This is a genomic window from Rhizobium sp. R634 (assembly GCF_002211305.1).
Classification (GTDB): Bacteria; Pseudomonadota; Alphaproteobacteria; order Rhizobiales; family Rhizobiaceae; genus Rhizobium.
On record NZ_LOKW01000001.1, the window covers coordinates 100,950 to 123,966 of the forward strand.

Genomic DNA, 23,017 nt, shown 5'->3' on the forward strand with positions numbered 1-23,017 from the left:
CATGCAGTTCGATACGCCAGCAACGACCAATCCGATCGACCGCCTCAAGGTCGTCGGCCAGCCGGTCCACCGCATCGACGGCCAGCTGAAGACCACCGGCCAGGCCAAATATGCCTATGAATGGCATGATCAGAACATGCCCTACGCCTACGGATATCCGATCGGTTCCGGCATCGCCAAGGGCCGCGTCAAAGCGATCGACGTCTCCGCCGCGAAGAAGGCGCCCGGTGTGCTCGCGGTGGTGACGGCACCAGACGTCGGCGAGCGCAAGAAGGGCAGGTTCAACACCGCCAAGCTCTTCGGCGGCGAGGGGATCCAGCACTATCACCAGGCGATCGCCGTCGTCGTCGCCGAGACCTTCGAGCAGGCGCGCGCCGCGGCGGCGCTGGTCAAGGTCGATTACGCCGAGGAGAAGGGCGTCTTCGATCTCAGGGCGGCGATGGCCTCCGCGGTGAAGCCGGAAAGCGGCGATCCCGATACATCAGCCGGCGATTTCGAGGCTGCCTTCAAGGCCGCACCCGTCACCATCGACCAGTCGTATACGACGCCGGACCAGTCGCATGCGATGATGGAGCCGCATGCTTCGATCGCCGCCTGGAACGGGGATGAGCTGACGGTGTGGACGTCGAGCCAGATGATCGACTGGTGGCGCTCGGATCTGGCGGCGATGCTCGACATCGACAAGGAAAAGATCCATCTGATGTCGCCCTTCATCGGCGGCGGCTTCGGCTCGAAGCTGTTTCTCAGGGCCGACGCGGTGCTCGCGGCCTTCGGCGCCAAGGCGGCCGGGCGGCCGGTCAAGGTGGCGCTGCCGCGGCCCTTCGTCATGAACAACACGACGCACCGGCCGGCGACGATCCAGCGCATCCGCATTGGCGCCGAGCGCGACGGCAAGATTACGGCGATCGCTCATGAGAGCTGGTCGGGCGACCAGGCCGGAGGCCAGCCGGAGACGGCCGTCAACCAGACCAGGCTGCTTTATGCCGGCGCCAACCGCATGACGGCGATGCGGCTGGCGACGCTCGATCTTCCCGAGGGCAACGCGATGCGGGCTCCGGGCGAGGCGCCCGGCATGATGGTGCTGGAGATCGCCATGGACGAGATGGCCGAGAAGCTCGGCCTCGATCCCGTCGAATTCAGGATCGTCAACGATACGCAGGTCGATCCGGAAAAGCCGGAGCGGCCCTTCTCGCATCGCAATTTCGTCGGCTGCCTGAAACTCGGCGCCGAGCGCTTCGGCTGGAGCGGCCGCGGCAAACCCGGTTCGCACCGCGAAGGCAACTGGCTGATCGGTACGGGCGTTGCGGCGGCCTTCCGCAACAATCTGCTGCTTCCCTCGGGCGCGCGCGTCCGCCTCGACCGGGAAGGCGTCGTCACCGTCGAAACCGATATGACCGATATCGGCACGGGCAGTTACACCATCATCGCCCAGACCGCGGCCGAGATGATGGGCGTCGGTATCGACAAGGTCGCCGTTCAGCTCGGCGATTCCCGCTTTCCGGTGTCCGCGGGCTCCGGCGGCCAGTTCGGCGCCAACTGTTCGACGGCGGGCGTCTATGCCGCCTGCGTCAAGCTGCGCGAGGCGGTCGCCCAGAAGCTCGGCCTCAATTCCGAGGACATTGTCTTCGAAAATGGTGAGGTCCGGTCGGGCAACCGGTCGGTGCCGCTCGCCGAGGCCGCCGGCTCCGAGGGGCTGGTCGGCGAGGACACGATCCAATGGGGCAATCTGGCGGAGACGCACCAGCAATCGACCTTCGGCGCGCATTTCGTCGAGGTCGGCGTCGATGTCGCCACCGGCGAGACCCGCATCCGCAGGATGCTTGCCGTCTGCGCGGCGGGCCGGATCCTCAACCCGATCACGGCGCGGAGCCAGGTGATCGGCGCCATGACCATGGGGGCCGGCGGCGCGCTGTCGGAGGAACTTGCGGTCGATACCCGCCACGGCTTCTTCGTCAATCACGATCTTGCCGGCTACGAGGTTCCCGTGCATGCCGACATCCCGCATCAGGAGGTGATCTTCCTCGACGAGACGGATCCGATGTCTTCGCCGATGAAGGCGAAGGGCGTCGGCGAGCTCGGGCTCTGCGGCGTCGCCGCCGCAATCGCCAACGCCATCTACAACGCGACCGGCGTGCGGGTCCGCCATTATCCGATCACGCTCGACAAGCTGATCGGCGGTCTGCCCGATGTCGCCTAGCGTAACCGGCGTCTCGATGCGGACCGCCATCCCGGCGCCTGTCAGGGCGCTTTCGACCGACGACCCGGCCGAGATCCTCGGCTTCGCCGCCGCTTGCCTCAGAGAGGGCGGCGAGGTGGCGCTCGCGACCCTGGTCGAGATCAGGGGCGGGGCGGCGCGCGCGCTCGGGTCGCATGTGGCGGTGGCGGCGGACGGCCGCTACTGCGGCTATGTCTCCGGCGGCTGCGTCGAGGCGGCCGTCGCCGCCGAAGCGCTTCTTGCGATGTCGGAGGGCCGCGACCGGTCGGTGATATTCGGCGAAGGCTCGCCCTTCTTCGATATCGTCCTTCCCTGCGGCGGCGGCATCACCGTCGCCATTCATCTGCTGCGGGAGGCGGGCGCGATCGAGCGCGTTCTCGATCTCATCGACAAACGCCAGCCGGCGGGCCTGCGTTATAATCAGGAACAGCAGTCGCTCGAGGTTACCGGGCCGCCGCAGCGGGCGCATTGGCAGGCCGGGGATTTCCTGACGATCTACCGCCCGCGCACCCGCGTCGTCATCTCGGGTCAGACGGTGGAGGCAAGCGCGGTTGCCCGTCTCGCCGCCGCTTCGGATTTCGATGTGCTCCTGCGCGAGCCGGGCGAGGCCGGGCGGCAGGTCGGGGAGATCGATGCCCATACGGCGATCGTCCTGATGCATCACGATCTCGACCAGGAAGCGCCGGCGCTCGAAGTGGCGCTCGGATCGGAAGCCTTTTATGTCGGGGCGCTCGGAAGCACCAGAACGCACCGCAGACGCATCGAGCGCCTGCGGAAGCGCGGCTTCGGCAGCGGCGATCTCGACCGCATCAGGGCGCCGATCGGGATATTCGGCCCGACGCGGGATTCCACGTCGCTGGCGCTGTCGATCCTCGCCGATGTCGCGGCCTGCCGGCTGGCAGCCTATGGCTGATCCGCCAGAGCAGGTTCCGCCCGTCGCCATCGTCATTCTGGCGGCGGGACAATCGAGCCGGATGGGCGGCGCCCATAAGCTGCTTGCCGAATTCGACGGCATGCCGCTGATCCGCCGCTCGGCGATCGCCGCGACCAATTGCGAGAGCCATTCCATCATCGCCGTCACCGGCTACCGGCATGCCGAGATCGAGGCGGCAATCGCGGACCTACCCGTCAAGCCAGTGCACAACGCTGAATTTTCCTCCGGCATGGCGAACTCGCTTGCACTCGGCGTCGCGGCGGCCGAGGCCGGCCGGCCTGAAGGCATCATGATCATGCTTGCCGACATGCCTGCCTTGACCGTGTCCGATCTCGACGCCCTCATCGCCGCTTTCCGCAGTTGCGGCGGCCGATCCATCGTCCGCTCTGCCGCGGGGGGCAGGCCGGGCAATCCGGTCATTTTCCCGCGCGCGCTTTACGCGGCTTTGAAAAGCCTGACGGGGGACAAAGGCGCGCGCGAACTCATAAAGGGTTCCGGCTTTCCCGTCGTCGATATCGAGATCGGCGACGGCGCCCTCATCGATGTCGATACGCTGGATGCCATCGAAGCTGCGGGCGGAATTCTACGCCGCTGAAAAGAAGCGCCTTCACGATTTCGCGGAGATCGCGCTCAGCTCTTCGAGATCGAGATCCCGTTCCAGCTCATGCAGCGTCTCGTCGTCAATGTCTCCGGCGCGGTGCAGCCGGATGAGTTCGCGTCGGCCGGTGGCGACGGCTTCGAGAACCAGGTCGAAATGCGCCTGGAGCAGGGGCGTGTAGTGCTCCGTGCGGGCGGCATAATCGACGATCGACACCGCTCGGCGCTGATATCTCTCCAGCAATTGCGGATGGATGAGTTTGCCTTCGCCGTCATAGGCCCGGCTTTGCACGGTCGCAAACTGCGCCTGGGCCATGGCGGCCTCGGCCTGGCTCATGGTGAGGCGGGCTTTTTCCGATTCCGGTTCGGTCAGCCTCGCCCAGCCGATCACATATCCCAATGTGGTGCCTTGCAGGAGAACGGTTCCGAGGATGACGGCGAAGGAGGTGACCAGGATGAAATCGCGGCCGGGGAAGCCGGCGGGCACGCTGAGCGCCAGTGCCAGCGTGACCACGCCGCGCACGCCGGCCCAGCCGAGCACCGTGGAGCCGCGAAGGCCGAGCGGCGTGTAGCGGCGAAGCCCGAGCGCATTGCAGAGCCTGATCAAAAGATCGGACCCGAACACCCAGGCGAAGCGCGCGAGCGTCAGCGTGATCAGGATCGCCAGCATCGGCCAGCCCATGGTAGCGATCACCACGTCGAAACCGCCGCCGCGTTCGACGACGCCTCTCAGCGAAAGGCCGATGAGGATGAAGACGGCGGCCTCCATCAGGAAAACCACGACCGTCCAGAAGGACGTGCCGCGCATGCGGGTGGCGGCGGAGAGAACGGTATGCTGGTGCCAGCTCGCGATCAGGCCCGTCGTCACCGTGGCGATGACGCCGGAGACGTGCACGAATTCGCCGAGCAGATAGGAAGTCCAGGAGAGCAGGACGGTGGCGGCGATGATGAGATACTCGTCGCCGAGCCGGCGCACGAGCAGAACCCAGGTCGTGCCGACAACGATGCCGATCAGCGCGCCGCCGGCCGCCAGCACGAAGAAGCTGCCCGCCGCTTCGCCGATGCTGAAGGCGCCGGTCACGCCGGCGGCAATGGCGAAACGGAAGAGAACCAGGCCGCTCGCATCATTGAGCAGGCTTTCGCCTTCGAGCAGGATCTGCAGGCGCCGTGGCAGCCGCACCCGCTCCAGCACCGCGCGGGCGGAAATGGCGTCAGGCGGCGAGACGATCGCCCCGAGCGCGGCGCAGGCGGCCCAGGGCAGCGAGGGAAAGAGCAGATGGGTCACCAGCGCGACGACGACGCAGGTGAAGAGGACCGCGCCGATGGCAAGCGAGCCGATGCCGATCATGTGGCGGCGCAGCCGCCGAAGCGCTATCGACCAGGCGCCGTCCAGCAGCAGCGGCGGCAGGAAGATCACCAGCACCAGCGCCGGATCGACCTCGATGGTGGGCAGCCCCGGCACGAAGGCAAGCAGCGCCCCGCCGGCAAGCAGTGCGACGGATGGCGGCAGGCCGAGCCTGTGCGCGGCGTAATGCAGCGCGATGATCGCGACGAACATGCCAATAACAAGCTCGAACAAATGTGTCGGGTCCATGCGCCTCAGCCTCGAAATGGTTTTGACTATGGTCTTATTACAAAGCGCCTCTTGCCGAAACGCAAACGGGTGAAAGCTCTATCGGCGGTAACGCAGCGCATCGAGCACGGCAAGGAATGCGGGCGAGGACTGGCGGCGGCTCGGATAATAGAGGTGGAAGCCGTCCCAGTGCGGCGAATATTTCCGCAGCGCGCGCCGGAGGCGGCCGTCCTCCACATAGGGCAGGATGATATCCTCGGGAATATAGGCGAGACCGAAGCCGTCAAGCGCAGCATCCAGCACGTCGAAGATATTGTTGAAGCCCACCTGGCCGTCGACCCGGATCCTAAGCTCCCTTCCGTCTTCCTCGAACTCCCAGACGTAGAAGGCGCCTGATGTCGGCAGGCGGAAATTGATGCAGCGGTGGTCGACGAGATCCTGGGGATGCAGCGGTTCCGGATGGTTGGCGAAATAGGACGGCGCGCCGACCACGGCGAGACAGAAGTCGGGGCCGATGCGCGCCGAGATCATGTCCTTCGCCAGGTGCTCGCCCATCCGTACGCCGGCGTCGTAACGCTCCGTGACGATGTCGGTCAGGCCGTTGTCGAGCGCAAGTTCGATCTTCACATCGGGATAGTCGGGAAGAAATTCTCTAAGCTTCGGCCATAGGACATGCCTGATCGCATAATCCGAGGCGGCGATACGGATGGTGCCGGTCGGCTTGTCGCGCAGGGCGCTCAACGCATCGACCTGCATTTCGATCTCGTCGAAATGCGGCCCGATGCCTTCGAGCAGTCGTTCGCCGGCTTCGGTCGGCGAGACGGCGCGCGTGGTGCGGGTCAGAAGCCGCACGCCGAGCCTCGTCTCCAGCTGGCGGATGGTATGGCTGAGCGCGGATTGCGAGACGCCGGATTTGGCGGCGGCCCGGGTGAAGCTGCGTTCCCGCGCCACGGCCACGAAAGCCATAAGATCGTTGATGTTCTCACGCGCCATTCATGAATCCTCTTCATGTGATTGCGCTTGTTATAGCGTCCGGATGATTGATGGGACAGCATTTGATGGCAGCCCGCGGTAACGGCGCGATCAAAGATTTGCGAAAGCTCCGCGGCCGCATTCATGAGCGCAGCTCATTGCGGCATGCGATCTGCACCCCCTAATCAGGAAGAACGGCTTCGTTTATTTCTCGCTGCATCGATCCAACATCAATTTGCGCACGCGCCCGCCCGCCTGTGACGGCGAGGATGGAGAGCCTCCATCGCGGGCAAGCCACCGCTCAACGACCCCGTGCAATCCGCCGAGGCGCCAGAGGCATCGCGGCGGACGAACGGCGTTGGGCGGCCATTCAGCATCGAGGATAAAATGCAGCTGCAACTCTCTTCCGAAACTGCCGAGATCGAAACCCCGGCCGCCGCCTGGGGCGCGGTCTTTGCGCTGTCGCTCGGCGCCTTCGCGCTTGTTGCTTCCGAGTTCATGCCGGTCAGCCTTCTGACGCCGATCGCGGCCGATCTCGGAATATCCGAAGGCCAGGCCGGACAGGCCATTTCCGTCTCGGGCGCCTTTGCGGTGCTGACGAGCCTGTTCATCGCATCCGTGGCAGGGCGCATCGATCGCAAGGCGCTGCTTCTGGCGCTGACCGGCGTCGTGATCGTTTCGGGAACGATCGTGGCGATTGCCCCGAACTATGAAATCTTCATGGTCGGCCGCGCCTTCATCGGGGTCGCGATCGGCGGGTTCTGGTCGATGTCGGCGGCAACCGCGATGCGGCTGGTGCCGGAGCATCTGGTCTCCCGCGCATTGGCGATCTTCAATGGCGGCAATGCGCTGGCGACGGTGATTGCCGCACCGCTCGGCAGTTTTCTCGGCGGGCTGATCGGCTGGCGGGGCGCCTTCTTCTTCGTCGTGCCGATCGCCGCCATCGTCTTCGTCTGGCAGCTGATCAGCCTTCCTTCGATGAGAAGCGAGACGCGGTCCGGTTCGGCAAATGTCTTCACGCTGCTGAAGCGCCCCGTCGTCGCTTTCGGGATGGCGGCCGTGGGGATCTTCTTCATGGGGCAGTTTGCGCTGTTCACCTATATCAGGCCGTTTCTCGAAACCGCAGCCCATGCCGGCGTGTCGACGCTGTCTCTGATGCTGCTGACGATGGGGGTCGCCGGCTTTATCGGCACCACGCTCATCGGCAGCTTCCTGAAGGAAGGGCTTTACCGGACGCTGATCACCATACCGCTGCTGATGGCGGCGATTGCATCGGCACTGATCGCCGTCTCCGGCGGCCTCGCCATGACGGCGCTTCTGCTCGGTGTCTGGGGCCTGTTCGCAACCGCCGCACCCGTCGGCTGGTGGACCTGGGTGGCTGAGACGTTGCCCGATGATGCCGAAGCCGGCGGCGGGCTGATGGTGGCGATCGTCCAGGTCGCCATCACCGCGGGCGCGGTAGTCGGCGGCCTGCTTTTCGACATGAGCGGCTACAAGCTGACCTTCGCCGTCAGTGCCGTGCTGCTGCTCGCCGCCGCCGCACTCGCGCTTCTGACGCTCAGAAGCAAGCGGGCCGATCTTGGCTGACGATCCCGGCGCCGCTCACTTCTCGCCAGGGGCCGCGCCCTTGCGCACTTCGTCCTCCATGACGATGCCGTTCAGCGCCGCGACATGGTCGCTCAGCATCGGCACGTAATCATTGCCGTGGCCGGTCGCTTCGACATGCGTATAATAATGCCGGGCGGCCGACGCCATGACCGACATCACCCGCGCGTCGGCGGCCATGTTGTTGATGTAGCGCAGATCCTTCGCGGCATTGGAGATTGCGAACTTATGGGCGTCGCGATCGCGGTCGACGACGTAGCGCATGAAGGTTTCGAAGAAGCCGTTGCCCAGGCGGCTCGGGCCGATCACCTCCCGGATCATCTGCGGGGAAATGCCGATCTTGGCGCCGAGCGCCACGGCCTCGGAATAGAGCGCGCCGTAGCTCATGCCGATGAAGTTCATCAGCAGCTTCATCTTGTGGCCGCTGCCGACGGCGCCGGTGCGGGTGATCCTGCCGGCCCAGCATTCGATGACGGGCCGGACGCGCTCGAACAGGGCGTCGTCGCATCCGACCATGGCGTCCAGCGTCCCTTCCTCCGCCTCCTTCGGCGTGCGCCCGAGCGGCGCATCGACCATGTGCATTCCTCGCGACGTGAGCTCGGCGGCAAGCTTTGCGGTCGAGCCGGGATCGGCGGTCGAGGTATCGATGACGATGAGGCCGGGCCTGGCGCCGGCGAGAATGCCATCCTCCGCGCCGATCACCGCTTCAACCTGCGCCGAGGTGGAGAGGCAGATGAGGATGATATCGCATCGTTCCGCCATATCCCTCGGGCTCGCGGCCTCGCTCGCGCCCATCGACAGCAGGCTCTCGACGGGTTTGCGGTTGTTGCGGCCGCGCACCCACAATTCATAACCTGCCTTGCGGATATTCTTCGCCATGCCGTGGCCCATGAGACCCAGGCCGATGAAGCCGATAACCGGTTTGTCACCCATGATCTTTCCTTTCGCTCATGCGAGGTTGATTGATCCGATGCCTTATCGATGGCGGGCGAGCCACGACATGTCGGGGTTGGCGACATCGCGCGGCAGATATTCGGCGCCGATCGGATGTTTCCAGCCGAGGTCCGCGACCCGCTGCAGCACGTAGCCGTAATCGAGCTCGCCGTGATCCGGCGTTCCGCGGTCGGGCACCGAGGCGATCTGGACATGGCCGATCAGCGGCAGCAGCGTCTCGAAGCGGCGCGTCACATCGCCTTCGATGATCTGCACATGGTAGAAGTCGAACATCAGTCGCAGGTTGGGCTTGCCGACCTCGCGAATGATGTCGGCCGCCTGCTGGGTGCCGTTCAGGAAGTAGCCGGGCGCATTGTAAGGATTGAGCGGTTCGATGAGGATGGTGACCGCGTCGCCCGCGGCATCGCAGGCATAGGCGAGGTTCTCGCAGAATGTGCGCCGGGCGCGTGGCCCGCTGGAATTGCCGGCCATGACATGGACGGCCGATGCGGAAAGCCCGGCGGCATAGGCAAGCGCTTCGTCGATGGCCGCCCGCGCGTCGGCCTCCCGCCCCGGCAGGGCGCAAAGGCCGTTTTCGCCGATCGCGGTGTTGCCGCGACTGGTGTTGAGGCCAAGCATCTCAAGACCGGTTTCATCGAGCGCCGCCTTCGTCGCCGCAACCGGCACGCTGTAGGGCCAGTGGCATTCCACCGCGTCGAAGCCGGCGGCCTTGGCCGCACGGATCGCGTCGGGCAGGGGACGGTCGGTCCAGAGGAAACCGAGATTTGCGGAAAACCTCATGCGTCCCACTCCACATTGAAATGCGTGACGATATCGCCGACCTGGGCCTTGTTCAGGAGGCGCGGGCGGCAGCCGCAGGTCAGCACCGCAAGCCGGGCATTGGCTTCCAGCTCCTCGATCGCGTTGCAGGCCGCTTCCACATCCTTGCCGGCGACGACCGGTCCGTGATTGGCGAGCATGACGGCGGAGCGCTTTCCGGCAAGCCCGCGCACGGCCTCGCCCATGGCCGGATCCCCGGGCCGGAAGAAGGGCAGGAGCTTCACCCGGCCGAGCTGCATGACGGCATAGGGGGTGAGCGGCGGCAGAAAATCGTCCTCGTCGACATCGGGCATCAGCGACCAAGCCACGGCATGGCATGAATGCAGATGGACGACGGCGCCCGCCTGGCTGCGCGTATCGTAAAAGGCGGTGTGCAGCGGCATTTCCTTGGTCGGCTGGTCGCCGCTCAGATGCTGGCCTGCCGCGTCGAAGCGGCTGAGGCGGGCCGGATCGAGCCGCCCGAAGCTGGAGCCCGTCGGCGAGACGAGCAGCCCGCCATCCGCCGTGCGTGCCGATATATTGCCGGTCGAGCCATGCGTCAGGCCACGGTCGAACAGTGATTTCGCCAGGGTGCAGATGAGTTCGCGCAGGCGGGATTCGTCGGTCATCTCTCGAGCACCTCGAGGGCCTTGGCGAAAAATTCTTCGTTGCCGAAATTGCCCGATTTCAGGGTGATGGCGACATCGCGGCCTGCCGTGCGGGCAAAACACCAGGGCACACCGGGCGCGATCTCGGCGCCGATATCGAGCCTCGATATGCCGAGGCTCTTGGTGACCGCTCCCGACGTCTCGCCTCCGGCGACGACGAAACGCCGGACGCCGAGATCCCTGGCCCTGGTGGCGCAGGCGGCGAGCGTCGCTTCGACGAGCGTACCGGCGCGTTCAGTGCCGAGCTTCTCCTGCGCGGCGCGCACCGCATCCGGCGCGGCGGTGGCGTAGATGATCGGCGTGGCGGCCAGATCCTGGCGGGAGAGCCAGTCGAGCGCGGCCCCATTGCCGTTCTCGGCAAGATCGAGCGGGTCGAGTTTCAGACTCGGCCGTCCCTCGGACAGAAAGGCCGCGACCTGGCGATTGGTCATTGCCGAACAGCTGCCGGAGAGAATAATGGCGGGCCCTGCCTCGAAACGATGCGCGCGGTCGGCTTCGTAGCGCTTCAGAAGGCCTTGCTTCAGCCAGATCTCCGGCAGCGGCATGGCGATGGCGCTGCCGCCGGTCAGCAGCGGCATATCGTGGCAGGCCTCTGCGATGAGATAGAGATCGTCATTGGCCACGGCATCGACGACGACATGGGTGACGCCGTCGCCCGAAAGCTGCGAAAGCCTGCCGCGCAAAGCCGCCGCTCCCTTCGCCACCGCATGGCGGTTGGCTAGGCCGACCGGCGAGGTCACCTGCGGCGCCAGCAGGCGCAAGAGGTTCGAATCGCGCATCGGCGTCAGCGGATGATCCTTCATCGGGCTTTCGGCAAGCGGCTGTTCGCCGACGAAAAGATTGCCCATGAAGATGGAGCGGCCGTTTTCGGGAAAGGCCGGACAATAGATCGTCTGCTTCGTTCCGAGTGCCGTCATCAGCGCTTCGGCGACCGGGCCGATATTGCCCTGCGGCGTCGAATCGAAGGTCGAGCAATATTTCCAGAAGAACCGCTCGGCGCCGGCCCGGCGAAGCCAATCGAGCGCGGCTCGCGTCTCGGCGACGGCTTCGTCGACCGGCGCTGTCCGGCATTTCAGCGCGATGATTTCCAGCGGCGCGGTATCGGCGGGCGGCTCCTGCGGCACGCCGATCCTCAACGATACCCGCACGCCCGACCGCGCCAGCAGCCCGGCGAGATCGGTCGCGCCGGTGAAATCATCTGCAATCGCGCCGAAATATGTCGTCATGGACTCCGCCCGCTCCAATGATTGCGACCAATCGCCAGATCAATCACCCATATCCGGCAGTTTTCAAGCCCACATGTCGTACAAATCGGAGTCCTCCGGGCCGAAATTCGATGGTTCAAACCTGCGCATTGTTGCTTTCGACACGTGGGAAACAGCATTCAGTTCGGAAATTCCCGAGCGGACGGCGGCGATTTTATCGGTGCCGGATATCGAAGATTCCGTGCAACCTCTTCGGGAGTGACGGGCTAAGGATTTTTATCGTCTAAAAGATGACAAAAATAATCACCTTATGTTGACAAGGCTTTCTTCGCTCCATAGGTTCCGCGCGCATCTGTGACGTAGGGACCAAGCAATGGCGCGTGTTTTTTTGAATGTTTCTAATAATGTATTGCGATTTTATAGAGATACCCTATTTGCCACCACGGCGATCGTTCTGACCGGCATTGCAGCATCGCCGGCTTCCGCCCAGAGCGCCACCACCGGCGACACGGCGACGGCGCTGGAACCGATCGTCATTCAAGGTGCAGCCTCTGATAGCAAGACCGATCGGACGTCGGTGACTGCCAAGAACAGCGCCGGCGCGACCAAGATCAGCACGCCGCTTGTGGAGACGCCGCGTTCGGTCTCGGTCACCACCGAGAAGGAAATCGAGCAGCGCGGTGCGCAGACGGTCATCGAGGCGGTGCGTTATACGGCCGGCGTCACGACGGGAACGAGCGGCTTCGACCCGCGTTTCGACCAGATCTACATTCGCGGCTACAACGCCACGACGGTTGGCGACTATCGCGACGGATTGCGCCAGCCCTACATCAATTACGGCATGTTCCGCACCGAGCCCTATCAGCTGCAGCGCGTCGAAGTGATCAAGGGACCGGTTTCCGTTCTTTACGGTTCCGGTTCGCCGGGCGGCCTCGTCAACAAAATATCGAAGCTTCCGACCGACGAGCCGATCCGCGAAGTCGGCATTATCTACGGCACCAAGGACCGGGTGCAGGGAATGTTCGATTTCGGCGGGCCGATCAGTGAGGGCAACGACGATTTTCTCTATCGCATCGTTGGTGTTGCCCGCAACGGCGACACCAATTTCGATATTGCTGACGACCGCTATTTGCTCGCGCCGTCCTTCACCTGGAAGCCTGACGAAGGCACGACTTTCACGGTGTATGGTCTGGCGCAGTCCGACGAGATCGACGCCAATGTCGGCGCGATCACGACCTTGGACGGCCGGATTCTCGATCTCAGGGCGAGCGATCCGGATTACGATCACCAGAAGGTCAAGCAGCAGCAGGTCGGCTATCAGTTCGAGCATGAATTCGACAACGGCCTGACCTTCCGGCAGAATCTGCGTTATTCGCATCTCGATCTGGAGTCTCGCTATCTGGGTGTTACCAGCTGGACCGGGACCGTCGCGCATCGCGGCACAAATGCGATCCGGGACGAAATGAACGTTTTCCAGGTCGATAACCAGCTCGAGGCGAAGTTCGATACAGGCCCGCTTGCGCATACGATGCTGTTCGGGCTCGACTACACCAATCTCCAGTCGAGCTTTGGCTATGGCGTCGGAGCCGCAGATCCGGCATTCGACTTCGATATCGCCAATCCGACCTATGGAGTCTCGGGCGCCACGCCGGATTATAATTTCTTGGCGTCCGATGCCGACATGCGGCAGGTCGGCATTTACGTCATGGACCAGATCGAGGCCGGAAACTGGCGCTTCAACCTCGGCGGCCGGCAGACCTGGGTGAACCAGACGCGAGATTCGACCTTGCCCACGGTCAGCTCGGAGGACGTCGACAAGAATGCCTTCTCCGTACAGGCCGGCGCGCTTTACCTCTTCGACAACGGCATCGCGCCCTTTGCTTCCTACGCTACCTCCTTCGATCCAGTCACCAACCGGTCGGCATCCAACACTATTCTTCCGCCGTCGAAGGGCGAGCAATTCGAACTCGGCGTGAAATATCAGCCGCCCGGTTCCGACATCCTGCTCTCGGCTGTCGCCTATCATATCGTCGAGAAAAACAAGCCGAGGCTCGCCGACCCGCTGACCTTCGCCTACGACTCCCAGGGCGAGGTGACGGGAAAGGGCATCGAGCTTGAAGCCCGCGCGGCAATCGCCGACGGTCTCGATATTATTGCCGCCTATACCTACAACGACTCTGAGGTAACCGGGGGCAACAACGTCGGAAATACTCCCGCCCTCACCCCGACCCATGTCGCGAGCCTTTGGGCGAATTATACCTTCCAGGAAAGCAATCCCTTCAACGGCCTGTCGATGGGCGCCGGCGTACGCTACATCGGCGAGACCTGGACGGATGTCGCCAACACCTCGAAGAATTCTGCAACTTTCTATGTCGACGCCGCCCTCGCCTATGATTTCGGGGCCGTCGACAAGAAATATGAAGGACTGACGGCAGCCTTCAACATCCGCAACATCGGTGACGAGCGTGAAACGGTCTGCGAAGAGGGCTTCTGCTACCTCGGCCAGGGCCGCAACATGACCGGCACCCTGAAGTATCGGTGGTAGCACCATGGCGGCAGAGATGAACGGGGCGGTCTCGCGCCCTTCGATCGCCGATCATCCTGTCGCCCACCAGGCCGTCGACCTCGACGGCCTGGTGGGCGATGGCCCGTTCGCCTATTGCCGCGGCAAGCTTCTTGCATCTCCGCCGCCGACCGGGATTGTCATTCCCTGCAGGGACCTTAGCGACCCGGACGTGTTTGACGGCATCATTGCGCGCTATTCCGAAAAATTTCCGGGCAGCGATCGCCGCGCGATCGTTTCCATGTGGACGCTCTATTATTTCAGCATGCTGACGATCGCGCCGAGCGTCCACATGTTCGTGAACCGCATCGCCCTGCCGATGGAAATCGACCGGCTTTCGCTCGTCTGCAATGCTGAAACAGGCGAGCCGGAAGCATTCGTGATGTCCGAGCGGCCGGAGGCCGCGGCCGATCCGGCTGCCGAGCTTCACCGGCTGATGCTCGGCCATACCGAACCGGTCATCACGGCGATCGCTGCCAATGGCGGCGTCGCGCCGAAGCTGCTCTGGAACAATGCCGCGGCCTATCTTTCCTGGATACTCAAAGAGATCGCTCATCGCCACGAGCCCGCCCTCGTCGAAGGCGGTCTGGCGCTGTTGAATGATGCTGAGTGGCCGGGCGGCGGGCGCAATCCGATGTTCGGCATGATCCGCATGGCGCGCCAGCAATGCGGGCTGGAATTCGCCCGCCGCAAGGTCTGCTGCCTGCGCTACAACCTGCCGGGCGTCGGCGGCTGTGGCGAAGCCTGTCCGCTGCCGGACGGGCGGCATTGATCTTCTCGACTTCGATCTAAATGATTGCCGGTTGCCTCATCCGGCTGCCGCCATCGACCAGGGTCGAGCCACGGGTCTCGATCACAAGCCCGCTTGAGACGCCGATTGCCGACCATCCTTCACGCCCGCCGGCGCAGAACGAACATCAGCATCGGGGCGCCGACCAGGGCTGAGATCAAGCCGGCAGGGACCTGGTAGGGAAAGGCGATCATACGGCCGGCCCAGTCGGCGATGACGAGCAGGGTCGCGCCGATCAGCGCAGCGGCGAGCAGCTGGGTGGAGGGACGGCGAAGGCCGAGGCCATGAGCGAGGTGCGGCGCCATCAGGCCGATGAAGCTCAAGGGGCCGACGACGAGCGTGGCGGCGGCCGTCATGATCGCCGAGAGGCCGAACAGGATCGCGCGTGTCGGAACGATCCTCAGGCCGAGTTCGCTTGCGGCCTCCGGCCCAAGTTGCAGTAGCGCAAGCCATCTGCTCGCGAGAAAGGCCGCGATGAGACAGGCAAGCGCAATCAGCATGGCGCTGGCCGCAACGCTGTTGTCGACGAAATAGGTCGAGCCCGCCATCCAGCGGATCAGCGCCAGGCCGCGCGGATCGCCGCTGGCCGCGAGAACGCCGATCCCGGCGTCGAGGATCGCGCCGAAGGCGATGCCGGCGAGCAGCACGCGGTTCGGGCCGAAGCCCGAACGGGCGCTCAACAGGAAGATCAGCAGCAGCACGGCAAGCGCGCCGCCGCCGGCAAAGGCAAGCTGGATGGTCAGCCCCGGTGCGGCGAAGGCGAACATGGCGGCGGCGACGCCGAGCGTCGCTCCGGCTGAAACGCCGAGCACCTCCGGGCTTGCCATTTCATTTCCGGTCAGCCGCTGCAGGATCAGCCCCGTCACGCCGAGCACGGTTCCGGCGCCGAAGGCGGCGGCAACGCGCGGCAGGCGAAGGGGAAGGATTTGGTCCCATGCGGCCGCCGGCAGCCATGCCCAGCTTCCGTCCGGCGAGCGGCCGAAGAAGATCGCTGCCGCCGCCAGCGCGGCGACCGAGAGCAGCAGCAGGCCAAGGGATGGCGTTCGGTTGCCGACCGCAAGCCTTGGGGAGGCTATGCCGGGCAGCGTGCGGGTAGCGGTGGCAAGGCGTGGCAGAAGCGCGATCAGGATCGGGCCACCGAGCAAGGCGGTCACCGCCCCGGTCGGCACGAAATCGCCGGGCGCGAGGAGCTTGATCGCCTCATCGGTCAGAAGAAGAAGGCCGGCGCCGGCAATGGGCGACCAGATCAATTGGCTGACGACGCGGCGTGCGCCGGCCAGCCGGACGATCTGCGGGGCGACCAGCCCGATGAAGCCGATAACGCCGACGGCACTGGTGACGAGGGCGCTCAGCGCAATCGCGATGGCCAGGATGATGCCGCGCGACCATTTGATCGGTAGACCGAGGCTCGTCGCGCCGGCATCACCGAGCTGGCTCAGCGCCAAGGGCCTCGCAGCGAGAAAGGCGAGAGCGGCGAGCAGGGCGACTTTCGGCAGCAGCGATATCGGGATCGCCCAGCTTTGCTGCGAGAGCGATCCGGCGCCCCAGATGAAGATCCCGGAGAGATATTGATCGTTCATCAGGATCAGGATGGCGGCCGCGGCCCCGCACCAGAAACCGATGATCATGCCCGACAGGATGAGGGAAAAGGGCGAGAAGCCGTGCCGGGCGCTGATCGAGAAGATGGCGAAGGCGGCAGCGGCACTTCCGGCAAGCGCGACCGCGTCTCGGCCCCATCCCGTCAGCGAGGGGAAGGCGAGCATGACGGAGACCAGCGCCAGATTGGCCCCGGCCGAAACGCCAAGCGTTGTCGGCGAAGCCAGCGGATTGCGCAGCACCTGCTGCAGGATCGTGCCCGACAGCGCGAGGGCCGCGCCCGTGATCAGGGCCGTGGCCATGCGCGGAAGCGTCGAATAGAGAAGGAGAAGGTGCTGGGCGTCGTAGCCGCCTGATGTCTCCAGATGCGGCAACGCCGGCAGCAGTTCGAGGAGAGCCAGGCCGAGGCCTGAAAACAGCAGCAGCGCCGCGAGTGCGGGCGCGCCGAAGCGGGAAATTTGCGCTGTCATCGGGCGGCAGTCTCCAGAACATCGACCATCAAGGTCGAAAAGCGCAGCGCTTCCTGGACCATTCCAAACATCAGCACGCCTGGAACGACCGAGATCTTCTGCCGCCGGACGAAGGGAAGGCTGGTCCAGAGCGGGCTTTCGGAAAGCCGGGTCAGGACATCGGGCGGAAGCAGCGGCGACACGACGACGAGGTGCGCCTCTTCGCCGAGTTCGGCGAGCTGCTCCAGGCCGACCGTCTGAAATCCCCAGTAGCTCGCCTCGCCTTTCCAGGCGTTCTCGAGACCGATGCGGCGCATGGCGCCGCCGTAAAGCCCCGGGCCGCCATAGATGCGCGCATGCCTCTGGTCGATGAAGTTGATGACGGCGACCGGCGGAGCCGACAGGCTTTTTATCCGGTCGCGCAGCCGATCGAACGTCGCGTCGGCGCGACCGAGAAATGCCTCCGCTTCTTGCTGCCGCCCGATCATGGTGCCGAGACGCAGCGTTTCGGCGTAGGAGCGGCCGAGCGCCTCGCCGTTCTCGGCATAGACGGTGAAGGTCTCCACCGGCGCGATCCGGGACAGTTTCTCATCCATGGCTGCAAGAAAGGGTGTGCTGAAGATGAGCGATGGCCGGAGGCTTGTCAGGACTTCGAGATTGATCTCGGCGGTGGTGCCGATATCGACGACGCCAGAGGGCATCGCCGGCTCGACCACCCATTCCGGCCAGTTCCTGAGGGAAGCGATGGCGCGCGGCACGCTGCCGAGTGCCAGCATCGTCGATGCCAGCCCGTAATCGAGCGAAACAACGCCGGCATCGCCGGCCTGTGTGATGGCGGGAGCGCCGGTCATTGCCAAAGCGCCAAGAAGGAAGTCTCGTCGTCTCAAAGCGCGGTCCTGTTCGGCTGCATCTGCGTGAGCGGCTTGACCATGAACAGACACGGATGATCCTCGTGCCAGAGTTTCGGAAAGACCTCGGCCTTGACGAAGCCGGTCCGGTCATAGAAACGCCGCGTCGCCTCGAATTGCGGTTCGTCGCGGCCGCGTGGCGCAAGCGTCTTGACCGTCAGCAGCCGGGCGCCCGATTCATGGGCGAAGCGTTCGGCCGTGTCGACGAGGTGACGCCCGGCGCCGCGGCCGTGATATTCGGGCCGGGTCGCGATCAGCGCAATCTCGACGGCATCAGGCAGATGCGGCTTCAGCGCGATCATGGCGGTGACTACATCCGCTTCGACATAGCCGAACACCGGCAGTTCCTCGACTGCCCGGGCGCTTGCCTCGATGACTTCGGGTTCCGCAAACCAGTCGGGCAAAGCCCCCATGATCGATCGGCAGAGCTCCGCCTTGCCGGTCAGAATCTCGACTGTCCGTCCCATTTTTTCTCGCCTCCGCTCGGTCGATTTAAACTTGACTCCTGTTATCACCTTAAATTAGACACTGCAATCACATCGTGTACCTTTGTTCAAAAAGGCACACCGAGGCCGAACCGACCAGCAACGACAGAGCCTGATTTTCCATTTGTAAAAAGGGTACAGGACAATGCGAGCATCGCATCGTGATGTGAACGGAAATGCCGTGGTCAACGCCATGATCGAAAACAAGGAAAAGCTCCTGAAGACGATTGAAAGCGTTGTCAAATCAAGATCATATTCTGAGGATATATTTCAGGATGGCGTCATCAAAGCTTACGGGGTCAATATCGAGGGCATCCGTTGCCCGATCGGCTATGCCTTCCGGATGGTCTATAACCTCGCACTCGACGAGAGCCGCCGCCGGCGCCAGCAGATGAACAACTATAGGTCGATAGACCAGGTTCAGGAGATCACGGCGCCCATCCCCACCGTGCTCGACCAGTTGGTCGCCGCCGAAACCCTGCGCGACGTGCTTGCCTCGCTCGAGGCGCTGCCGAAGCGCACCAACGACGCCTTCATCCGCCATCGCCTGAACGGCGTGCCGCAGAAAGATATCGCGGCCGAGCTCGGCGTCTCCCGAACGCTCGTCAATTTCATGATCAAGGCGGCGGAGCAGCATTGCCATCTGGCAATGACCGAGCCTGCCCGCCCCGATCACGAACGCCCGCGGGATATTACCGCTTCGCGGCGTGCAGCGCCTGCTGCAAATCGTTCCACAGCAATTCCGGTTCTTCCAGCCCAACAGCGAAACGGATCGTCTGCTCGCTCACGCCGAACCGGATGAAAGTGGTCATCCGGTCAGGGATCTGCAGCGCGACCTTGGCCGGAACGACCAGCGTTTCCGGCCCTCCCCAGCTGACGCCGAGGCGGATCTCGCGAAGCGCGTTGACGAAGCGCGCGACATCGATATCGGGCGTGAGGTCGAAGGCGAAGAGCCCGGCATAACCCGTAAGCGTCGCCCGCCCGGGATGGTCCTGAAAGGCCGGGTGGCGGACACGCGCGATGCCGGGATGCTGCTTCAGCCGGTCGGCGAGCAGAAGCCCGCTGCGCTCATGCTCCTTGAGGCGCACCCGCAGCGTGCGCATGCCGCGCAGCAGCAGCCAGGCCTCGAAGGGCGCGAGCTTGGCGCCGACATAAGGGTAGGATGTCGAGTTGATCTTCGCGATCGCCTCCTTCGTACCGACGACGACGCCGGCGACCGTATCGCTATGGCCGCCGAGATATTTCGAGGCGGCGTGGATGACGATATCGACGCCATGCTGGATCGGCTTCTGAAAGAGCGGCGTCGCCCAGCTATTGTCGATGATCGTCGTCACGCCGGCCTCCTTCGCCATGGCCGACAGGGCGACGATGTCCTGAAGCTCGAAGATGAAGGAAGACGGGTTTTCGAGATAGAGCAGCTTGGCGCCCGGCAGCGCCTTGCGCACCTCTTCATGATCGGAGGGATCGACGAAATCGACGGTGACGCCGAGCCGGCCGAGCAGCTTCACCAGAAGGCGATAGACATCATTATAGAGATGGCGGACGGCGACGACGCGGTCGCCCGCTTCCACCAGGCTGAGAATGGTCGCGGTGATGGCGGCCGTTCCGCTGGAGAAGGCGCGCCCTTCTTCGGCACCCTCAAGGCGGGCGACCAGAAGCTCGAATTCGCGGACGGTCGGATTGTCGCCGCGCGAATAGATGAAGTTGCGCGTCCGGCCGGCGAAGACATCCTCCATCGCCTCGTAGCTGTCATAGGTGAAGAGCGAGGTCTGGAAGATCGGCGGGGAGACGGCGTTGAAGGCGGCGGGATCGACGGGCGTGAAGAGATCGTCGGCGGCCACATGGGCGCCAAGGTCGCGGGGGCTGAACGACTGGTTCATGATAATCCTCTCATGGACAAAAGCTGGGATAGGGACGAAGAGCGGTCAGATCGTCGGCCGAGCGCTGCCGGAGTGCGCTGAGCGACCTTGCCAGGCAGACGCATGACAGCAGGCCGGTGAGCGCCGAGGCCAGGAACATGGCGGCGAGCAGACCGGAAAAGCCGAAGAAGGGCGGTAGCAGCGCAAGCAGCGGAAAGAGAAGATACCCGTTCTGCGCCAGGCCGACGGCAAGTGCGGCTTTCGGCCTGCCCTGCGCCTGGAAGAGGATCAGCACGGTTTGCCGGAGGCCGAACAGCAGGAAGGGAAGATGGGTTGCGACGATCGCCTGGCCGGCGATCGTAAGCACGGCGGCTTCGTCGGTGAAGAACGAGGCGAGGCGCTCGGAAAAAATGATCGCTGCCAGCCCGTAGACGCCGCCGACCGCGCTCGTGACCACGGAAAGCATGCGGGCTGCCGCCAGCACCCGCGATACATCCCCGCGGCCCCAGGCAAAGCTCAGGATGGACTGCGCCCCGAGCGAAATGCCGATGACCGGCAGTGCGCCGACCGCAAGCAGCCGCAAGGCGATGCCGACGCCGGCGATGCCGTCTTCCCCGTGATAGGTGCCGGCGACCGACAGCATCGCGGCAATCGCACCTGCTGTCGCAAGGCTCGTCAGCGTCGTCGGCGCACCCACCGCAAGCACCGGCTTGAGATGCCTGATATCGGCGAACCGCCAGGAGAACGTCAGCCGAATCGTTCCGAGACGTCTCGTGTGATAGGCGCCGTAGATCGAGAGCGCCACGAGCTGGGAGAGGATGGTTGCCATCGCCACGCCCTGCAGGCCGAGGCCGAAGCCGAAGATCATGATCGGGTCGAGGATGATGTTCAGCGCGAAGCAGGCGACGAGCGTCCACATGCTGAAGCGGGCATTGCCCTCGGCGATCGCCAGGAAATCGAGAATGATCTGCGCCATCGTCAGCGGTATCGAGACCGCGATGATGAGGAGATAATGCTGCGCGAGCGGCTCGATCGCCGGGGTGGCGCCGAACAGCAGGACAGAGGGAAAGGCGACGATCGCAACCGCGCTTACCGCGCCGAAGGCGACGCCGGCGGCAAGGCTGACCGAGGCAAGGGTACTCGCCCGCGACCGGTTGCCGGCGCCGAGCGCCCGTCCGACCTCCGTCGCCACGCCGACGCCGATGCCTTCGCCGAAAGCGGCGACGAGCATCAGGATCGGCAGCACGATCATGATCGCGGCGATCTGGTCTTCGCCGATCATGCCGACGAAGACCATGTTGATCGTGTGATGCGCGGCATTGATCGACAGGCCGAACATGGCGGGCAGCCCGAGCCGCAGCAGCAGCCGGAACAGCTGCGGGCTGGCAAGATCTTCCGGCGCAAGCCGCCGTTTCCGCAGGCTGCCGCTCATTTCGCTCATGTCGTTCATGATGCGGGCACCCAGAGATGATCGCCGAAGAAGCGCTCGCGGCTCAGCATGACGAGCAGCGCCCGCTTATGCGGAAAATCGAAATGCTTGATCTTGGCGAAGCCCGAGCGGTCGAGATTGCGGATCTGCTGCTCGTGGCTGGCGCGCGGCTCGCCGACGATGCGCTGCGTGCGGGGATCGTCGAGGAAAATGAAATGCATCAGCGAGGGAAGCCAGGCGCTGATCCATTTCTTGCCGCGATAATCCGGCTCGCCGATCGCGACATGCCATCCGCGATCGTAATCGTCGGCATCGTAGAAGGGTCCGAGCCGGTTTTCCTTGGCCCAGTAGACCTCGAAATAGCCGAAGGGAATGTCGGCGAAACTGCCGATCAGCGGCAGCACATGCGGATCGGCGACCCGCTCCTCCAGGATCTCGCGGTGCTTGTCGAGCGAGCCCGCATCCTCCCAGATCGTGTTGACCTGCTCGTCGTTCATCCAGCGGTGAAAGGCGGCAAGATCGGTCTCGGGATCGGCCACCCGGAAGCTGATGTCCCGTTCCAGCCAGGGGATGAAGCGGCGATAGACCGTGCCCTTCGGCTTTGCCGGCCGGCGCGGATGGTAGCGGCCCGCGGTCATTTCCTGCACGGGCGGCAGCGGATAGGAAAGCTGCGGCAGCCACAGCGACGGCCATTGCCAGAGGATCGTGGAATCGAGCTTTCCGGTGCTGGAAATATGCCGGGGAAGGCTTGCCTGATGGCCTTCGAAGGCGACCGACTTGATCGAGCGATCCTCCGCCGTCACCGCTTCGGCCGCCGCCATCAGAAGCTCCGCCGATTGCGTGGGATCACCGTGGTAGAAGGTGATCGTTGCGACGCCGGCCTCGGCCTCGTAGGCGGCTTCGTGGTGCCCGTGCGCGGTCTTCAGGTGGACGATATTGGGGGCGAGCCTGATGTAGCTCCGCGACTGCAGAGCCCGCCTCTGTTTGGCGGCGTCGAAATCCATGATGTTCTCCTTGATCGGCAGGACTTTTGACGCTGCGAGCATGAAGCCCGCTCCTGTGCCGATTTGGTAGAATGACGATCCATCTCCGGCCTGATTTAGGGTTAAGCGAAGAAAAAAATTCTCATCAATTTTCTAAACTGCAACCTGCCCGATCCGTCATTTGCGCATGACATCCATCTCTGCAGGAGCTTCGAATGGACAATCTTGAACCCCGCGACGATCTCTGGATCGTCGTCATCGACACCGAGCGCCACTATTCGGTCTGGCCGCAGGACAAGCGGATTCCGGTGAGCTGGGAGGCCGCGGGCTTTGCCGGTTCGCGCCAGGAATGCCTGGCCCATATCCGCGACGTCTGGACCGATCCCCGCCCGCTCTCCCTGCGCTCGGCGATGGCCGGCGATGCGCGTCTCTGA

General features: G+C 64.3%; 21 protein-coding genes. 9 read left to right on the forward strand and 12 right to left on the reverse strand.

The window, feature by feature from the left end; translation table 11 throughout:
• The first annotated feature begins 1 nt into the window (after window position 1).
• The 3 genes from paoC to ATY77_RS00490 are packed head-to-tail and all read left to right on the forward strand — an operon-like array spanning window position 2 to window position 3,744.
• Window positions 2-2,197 carry an aldehyde oxidoreductase molybdenum-binding subunit PaoC gene (paoC, locus tag ATY77_RS00480; protein ID WP_088685600.1) on the forward strand — a complete coding sequence of 732 codons (2,196 nt, stop codon included), beginning with the start codon at window positions 2-4 and terminating at the stop codon, window positions 2,195-2,197.
• The gene (locus tag ATY77_RS00485; protein WP_245314260.1) at window positions 2,187-3,128 is read left to right on the forward strand and encodes an XdhC family protein; all 942 of its coding nucleotides are present in this window, start codon (window positions 2,187-2,189) and stop codon (window positions 3,126-3,128) included. Before paoC ends, ATY77_RS00485 begins: the two co-directional genes overlap by 11 nt.
• Window positions 3,121-3,744, forward strand: a complete 624-nt coding sequence (locus tag ATY77_RS00490) for a nucleotidyltransferase family protein (RefSeq protein ID WP_088685601.1) — start codon at window positions 3,121-3,123, stop codon at window positions 3,742-3,744. Before ATY77_RS00485 ends, ATY77_RS00490 begins: the two co-directional genes overlap by 8 nt.
• 12 nt (window positions 3,745-3,756) lie before the next feature.
• Here ATY77_RS00490 and ATY77_RS00495 read toward each other — a convergent pair whose 3' ends face one another.
• Together ATY77_RS00495 and ATY77_RS00500 are read right to left on the reverse strand one after the other, a co-directional pair.
• A complete protein-coding gene (locus tag ATY77_RS00495; RefSeq protein ID WP_088685602.1) occupies window positions 3,757-5,340 on the reverse strand; it encodes a Na+/H+ antiporter in 1,584 nt (527 codons plus the stop codon).
• Window positions 5,341-5,418: 78 nt separating this feature from the next.
• Entirely contained in the window at window positions 5,419-6,312 is an 894-nt protein-coding gene (locus ATY77_RS00500; protein WP_088685603.1) for a LysR family transcriptional regulator, read from the reverse strand.
• A gap of 366 nt (window positions 6,313-6,678) precedes the next feature.
• Between ATY77_RS00500 and ATY77_RS00505 the strand changes: the two genes are divergently transcribed.
• Window positions 6,679-7,878, forward strand: coding sequence for an MFS transporter (locus ATY77_RS00505; RefSeq protein WP_088685604.1), 1,200 nt, complete (start codon window positions 6,679-6,681; stop codon window positions 7,876-7,878).
• Window positions 7,879-7,893: 15 nt separating this feature from the next.
• Here ATY77_RS00505 and ATY77_RS00510 read toward each other — a convergent pair whose 3' ends face one another.
• From ATY77_RS00510 to otnK, 4 genes are read right to left on the reverse strand one after another with little or no spacing between them, the layout of a single operon-like run.
• Window positions 7,894-8,829: an NAD(P)-dependent oxidoreductase gene (locus ATY77_RS00510; protein ID WP_088685605.1), complete on the reverse strand. Its 936-nt coding sequence runs from the start codon at window positions 8,827-8,829 to the stop codon at window positions 7,894-7,896.
• A 42-nt stretch (window positions 8,830-8,871) separates the two neighbouring features.
• On the reverse strand, window positions 8,872-9,630 hold the full coding sequence (locus ATY77_RS00515) for a TIM barrel protein (RefSeq protein WP_088685606.1): 759 nt from the start codon (window positions 9,628-9,630) through the stop codon (window positions 8,872-8,874).
• Window positions 9,627-10,277, reverse strand: coding sequence for an aldolase (locus ATY77_RS00520; RefSeq protein ID WP_088685607.1), 651 nt, complete (start codon window positions 10,275-10,277; stop codon window positions 9,627-9,629). The genes ATY77_RS00515 and ATY77_RS00520 overlap by 4 nt, the downstream gene beginning before the upstream one ends.
• Window positions 10,274-11,542, reverse strand: coding sequence for a 3-oxo-tetronate kinase (gene otnK / locus ATY77_RS00525; protein WP_088685608.1), 1,269 nt, complete (start codon window positions 11,540-11,542; stop codon window positions 10,274-10,276). The genes ATY77_RS00520 and otnK overlap by 4 nt, the downstream gene beginning before the upstream one ends.
• Here otnK and ATY77_RS32305 point away from each other — a divergent pair.
• The 3 genes from ATY77_RS32305 (at window position 11,541) to fhuF (ending at window position 14,856) form a co-directional block, all read left to right on the forward strand.
• Entirely contained in the window at window positions 11,541-11,783 is a 243-nt protein-coding gene (locus ATY77_RS32305) for a hypothetical protein (RefSeq protein WP_141103892.1), read from the forward strand. The two genes, otnK and ATY77_RS32305, sit on opposite strands and share 2 nt — an antisense overlap.
• 111 nt (window positions 11,784-11,894) lie before the next feature.
• Window positions 11,895-14,066 carry a TonB-dependent siderophore receptor gene (locus ATY77_RS00530; RefSeq protein ID WP_088685609.1) on the forward strand — a complete coding sequence of 724 codons (2,172 nt, stop codon included), beginning with the start codon at window positions 11,895-11,897 and terminating at the stop codon, window positions 14,064-14,066.
• Window positions 14,067-14,070: 4 nt separating this feature from the next.
• A complete protein-coding gene (gene fhuF / locus ATY77_RS00535; protein WP_088685610.1) occupies window positions 14,071-14,856 on the forward strand; it encodes a siderophore-iron reductase FhuF in 786 nt (261 codons plus the stop codon).
• A 119-nt stretch (window positions 14,857-14,975) separates the two neighbouring features.
• On the opposite strand, the gene fhuB is transcribed toward fhuF, so the two are convergent.
• The 3 genes from fhuB to ATY77_RS00550 are packed head-to-tail and all read right to left on the reverse strand — an operon-like array spanning window position 14,976 to window position 18,294.
• On the reverse strand, window positions 14,976-16,940 hold the full coding sequence (gene fhuB / locus ATY77_RS00540; RefSeq protein WP_088685611.1) for a Fe(3+)-hydroxamate ABC transporter permease FhuB: 1,965 nt from the start codon (window positions 16,938-16,940) through the stop codon (window positions 14,976-14,978).
• Window positions 16,937-17,770 carry an iron-siderophore ABC transporter substrate-binding protein gene (locus ATY77_RS00545; protein WP_088685612.1) on the reverse strand — a complete coding sequence of 278 codons (834 nt, stop codon included), beginning with the start codon at window positions 17,768-17,770 and terminating at the stop codon, window positions 16,937-16,939. Before ATY77_RS00545 ends, fhuB begins: the two co-directional genes overlap by 4 nt.
• A 32-nt stretch (window positions 17,771-17,802) precedes the next feature.
• The gene (locus ATY77_RS00550; protein WP_088685613.1) at window positions 17,803-18,294 is read right to left on the reverse strand and encodes a GNAT family N-acetyltransferase; all 492 of its coding nucleotides are present in this window, start codon (window positions 18,292-18,294) and stop codon (window positions 17,803-17,805) included.
• Window positions 18,295-18,457: 163 nt separating this feature from the next.
• On the opposite strand from ATY77_RS00550, the gene ATY77_RS00555 reads away from it, so the two are divergent.
• Entirely contained in the window at window positions 18,458-19,114 is a 657-nt protein-coding gene (locus tag ATY77_RS00555; RefSeq protein ID WP_088685614.1) for a sigma-70 family RNA polymerase sigma factor, read from the forward strand.
• Here ATY77_RS00555 and ATY77_RS00560 read toward each other — a convergent pair.
• The 3 genes from ATY77_RS00560 to ATY77_RS00570 are packed head-to-tail and all read right to left on the reverse strand — an operon-like array spanning window position 19,005 to window position 22,604.
• Window positions 19,005-20,192: a PLP-dependent transferase gene (locus ATY77_RS00560; protein ID WP_088685615.1), complete on the reverse strand. Its 1,188-nt coding sequence runs from the start codon at window positions 20,190-20,192 to the stop codon at window positions 19,005-19,007. The genes ATY77_RS00555 and ATY77_RS00560 overlap by 110 nt on opposite strands.
• Window positions 20,193-20,202: 10 nt before the next feature.
• The gene (locus ATY77_RS00565) at window positions 20,203-21,621 is read right to left on the reverse strand and encodes an MATE family efflux transporter (protein WP_088685616.1); all 1,419 of its coding nucleotides are present in this window, start codon (window positions 21,619-21,621) and stop codon (window positions 20,203-20,205) included.
• Window positions 21,618-22,604 carry a GNAT family N-acetyltransferase gene (locus ATY77_RS00570; protein ID WP_190237577.1) on the reverse strand — a complete coding sequence of 329 codons (987 nt, stop codon included), beginning with the start codon at window positions 22,602-22,604 and terminating at the stop codon, window positions 21,618-21,620. Before ATY77_RS00570 ends, ATY77_RS00565 begins: the two co-directional genes overlap by 4 nt.
• A 194-nt stretch (window positions 22,605-22,798) precedes the next feature.
• On the opposite strand from ATY77_RS00570, the gene ATY77_RS00575 reads away from it, so the two are divergent.
• The gene (locus tag ATY77_RS00575; protein WP_088685618.1) at window positions 22,799-23,017 is read left to right on the forward strand and encodes an MbtH family NRPS accessory protein; all 219 of its coding nucleotides are present in this window, start codon (window positions 22,799-22,801) and stop codon (window positions 23,015-23,017) included.